This window comes from Paraburkholderia tagetis (genome assembly GCF_022213065.1).
Lineage (GTDB): Bacteria > Pseudomonadota > Gammaproteobacteria > Burkholderiales > Burkholderiaceae > Paraburkholderia > Paraburkholderia tagetis.
This window is the reverse complement of record NZ_JAKLJA010000106.1, coordinates 1-3,118: the sequence shown is the minus strand read 5'-3', so window position 1 is coordinate 3,118 and position 3,118 is coordinate 1. Positions and strand designations below refer to the sequence as shown.

Sequence of the window (3,118 nt, the reverse complement as noted above, 5' to 3'; positions counted from 1 at the left end):
TACTGCTCGCTTACGCGTGGAATTCGCGCTCGGGTGTGCGTGGAATTCGCGCTCGGGTCATCGTGGAATCGGTGCTCGGGTCGCCGTGGAATTCGCGCTCGAGTACGCGTGGAATATGCAGTTGAAGAGACGCTCGCATTCGTCTGCGCCCCAGCTATAGTCGCGCTGGAAAATGGGGATGACGAACTGGTGCTGGCCAGCCAGCAGCGTCAGCAGTTGGGTCTCTCTTGCTTGCATTCCGATCTATGCCTCCCGCCCTATTCATGTTTGCGCGACATCATGCCATGCTCAGGACGCATCGGGCCACGCCCGCGCCACATCACTTGCGGTCTCCGCACTGGCGAAAACACAGCATCCTCCCGACAGCCGGAAATGGCGGGGGACCAGCCGGCTGCCTCGAAGCCCTCGGACGACTTATTCGAACCGCACCTTTGACTTGCCGTTCTCGTGTGAAAGTCGCTGTCCAGCTTGAAACGGTCTGTCATCAGAGCGAGTTGAATGGCTGCCCCTGGCCGGCCCCTGCCTGATGCGGTCGGTCGAAGTACGTTGAGCGGCCCTTTGCATCGGCCTGACGTCGACGGCTGCTATCGGCGGAGCATGGGTCTGCGCCCCGCGCGAGCGGGTCTGGGCATCGCACGTGTAATCAGGCGTCTGCCGAGTCGGACGGCAGGCGTGTTTGTCGTGTACGGCGACCTTTGGGGAAGGTTCCAGAAGCCAATGAAGCGAAAACACGGCATACCGGAAGGGGTATTACGGCGACTTCAATCCTTTCGCATGCGAGCAACTAACGCGAGCAGGCGAGCACGCATTTCCTCGGCCGGCAAGTGCGCGAACCAGCCGTGACCAGGAAGCAACCAGTCGAAGCGATACGCGGATAGCTTGCCAAGCGATTCGGTGAGCTCAGCCCATGAATACCAGCACGCGTCCCTGAACGCGACGAGGTCCAGCGCGCGCGGGCTCCAGGCAAGCGAATCACCCGAGAACAGCACGCGATCATCGAGCAGGTACACGACGCTACCCCGCGTGTGCCCGGGCACAGGGACCGCGCGCACGCCGGCCGCAACGTCCGTCGCCGATCCGTCGTCGAGCACGTCCGTTGCATAGGGCGCAGCCGACAAGTCTTCCCGGTGTATCCAGACCCGCGCGCCGAATTGACGGGCGTATTTATCTGCGTCCGCGACGTCGTCACGATGCGACAGAAGGATGTGCGCAATACCACCGTTGTCATCAAACCATTTCACGAGTTCCGCCGCATAGCGCGGTGAATCGATCAGCAGATTGCCGTCCGGACGCCCCGCAAAGTAAGAGTGCGCGCCAAACGACGACCGTGCGTTGAATCCGCAGCGCCACACGCCCGACGTGATCGGCTGCGGAAAGACCGCGGCGTTAGGACGAGGCTGCTTCGTTTCGCTGCGTACCGAGGCCGTCGGACATACGAGCACCGCACGCCAGGCAGCGACTTGCTCTTCCGGCGTAACGGGCTGCCGCACGAAGATACTCTTGTCGTTTCGTTCGGCAATCAGCCCAGGTGCGACGTGACGCGATGCACCGCAATTGATGCACGCTGTGTCTACGTACCACTCGCCTGGGACGGAGTCGGTGTTGCGTGCTGGCTTCATCTGATGCTATATGAACGCGTCCCGTTTGCAACAGTTTTCGTGTGCTTTGATAGACAGGATGGGCTGCAGCTCTATATCCGGCCTTCTTGCAGCCAGTCCCGCCGCTGCGGGCCCCTATGAGATCCGCTGACTCGCTCCTCATTCTCCTGGCGAGCTCGAAGCTCTTCAACAGATCCAGGTTGTCGGGTAAGCGCGTGCTGTTGCCAGCACGCGCTCCCCTAAGAACCGGACAGGCAAGTCGCCTCGCATCCGGCTCAAGCCATGCTTCAGCACCAGGGGCTGGCACCGGGCAGCCTGACAGAACGTTTTGAAGCTCGACGACGAGCAAAGTAAGTCGTCCATTCCGGGTCGAACGGATTAGCCGGTCCACGAACCTTTACATGGCGCGTGATTACGACTGTTGAAGCACGGAAGAGCCAAGCATCGCCGGTACTGCTGTCGGCCGACTCCTTCGTTGCAAAGTTCCAGGACCTTTGTCCGTTCACCCGGAAGTACCGCTGCTTAACCCATCGTGCTCCTTTCGTGGGGTGTCTGCGTTTCGCCCACTTCCAGAGCAGGCGCCAGATGTGCGAGTCTATCAATGAGAAGGTTGCCTTCGCCACGATATGACGATGGTACATGGCCCAGCCCCGAATGACCGGGTTGAGTTGTCGTATCAGCATCTCTTGCGTGACGCTTGCGTTGCCCTTAATGATTTCCCGGACCTTATCAAGCAGCGATTTAAGACTCTTCTTCGCTGGCATGATCAGCAATTTGCTGCCGTACTTGCGTACGTTTTGCCCGAGGAAATCGAATCCTTCCGATATGTGCGTGATTCGCGTTTTCTCCTCCGACAGTTCCAGCCCGCGATCGGCCATGAAACGGCGGGTCGCAGGAAGAACGCAGGATTCGAGCACGTCTTTCGACGCACAGGTCACCACGAAATCATCAGCGTACCGGATGACGTTGAGTTTGAATTTTTGGCGCGCGATTGCCGTTGCACCGACACTCGCATAGACTGCCGCCTCCAACCCGTCTAACGCCATGTTCGCGATCACGGGCGAGATGATTCCGCCCTGGGGCGTACCCATCCGTGTCTCGAACAATGATCCCTCATCGATGTATCCGGCCTCAAGCCATTTGCGCAGAACCGTCTTATCCATAGGTATGTGCTCCAGGAGCCAGGAGTGACTGAAACTGTCGAAACAGCCTCGGATGTCCCCCTCCAGAACCCACTCTGACGAAGTGCGTCTTGCCATAGTGATGAAGCACTGTTCGATGGCATCGGCAGTCGAGCGCTCTGGCCGAAAGCCATAGGAATTCGGGTCCGCAAGTGTTTCCGCAATGGGTTCAAGCGCGAGCTTCCACAAGGCTTGCATCGACCTGCACCTCATACACGGGACGGTCAGTGCGAACTGCACAAGTGCTCAACGAGCATTTGGGATGGGCTGAGATCCGTCATCCATTTCATCCCCTCAGGGGCCAACGCTTTTCCGTGCTGAAGGCGCGCCGCGTCGCAG

At 59.4% G+C, this 3,118-nt stretch carries 3 protein-coding genes; 1 reads left to right on the top strand and 2 read right to left on the bottom strand.

Annotated elements, in window-relative coordinates; genetic code table 11:
- Positions 1-761: 761 nt before the first annotated feature.
- Together L5014_RS38390 and L5014_RS38385 are read right to left on the bottom strand one after the other, a co-directional pair.
- Complete coding sequence (locus L5014_RS38390; RefSeq protein WP_238469071.1) at positions 762-1,619, bottom strand: MBL fold metallo-hydrolase; 858 nt, start codon at positions 1,617-1,619, stop codon at positions 762-764.
- 266 nt (positions 1,620-1,885) lie between these two features.
- Positions 1,886-2,992 (bottom strand): group II intron reverse transcriptase/maturase, encoded by a 1,107-nt coding sequence (locus L5014_RS38385; RefSeq protein WP_476638961.1) that lies wholly within the window; start codon positions 2,990-2,992, stop codon positions 1,886-1,888.
- Between L5014_RS38385 and L5014_RS39170 the strand changes: the two genes are divergently transcribed.
- On the top strand, positions 2,932-3,118 hold a 187-nt coding region (locus L5014_RS39170), incomplete at its 3' end, for a DUF5372 family protein (RefSeq protein ID WP_420800211.1). The genes L5014_RS38385 and L5014_RS39170 overlap by 61 nt on opposite strands.

What these genes read in the sequence shown, in the direction of transcription:
- L5014_RS38390 (WP_238469071.1), bottom strand. Translation starts at nt 1,619, where the DNA reads ATGAAGCCAGCACGCAACACCGACTCCGTCCCAGGCGAGTGGTACGTA.
- L5014_RS38385 (WP_476638961.1), bottom strand. Translation starts at nt 2,992, where the DNA reads ATGAGGTGCAGGTCGATGCAAGCCTTGTGGAAGCTCGCGCTTGAACCC.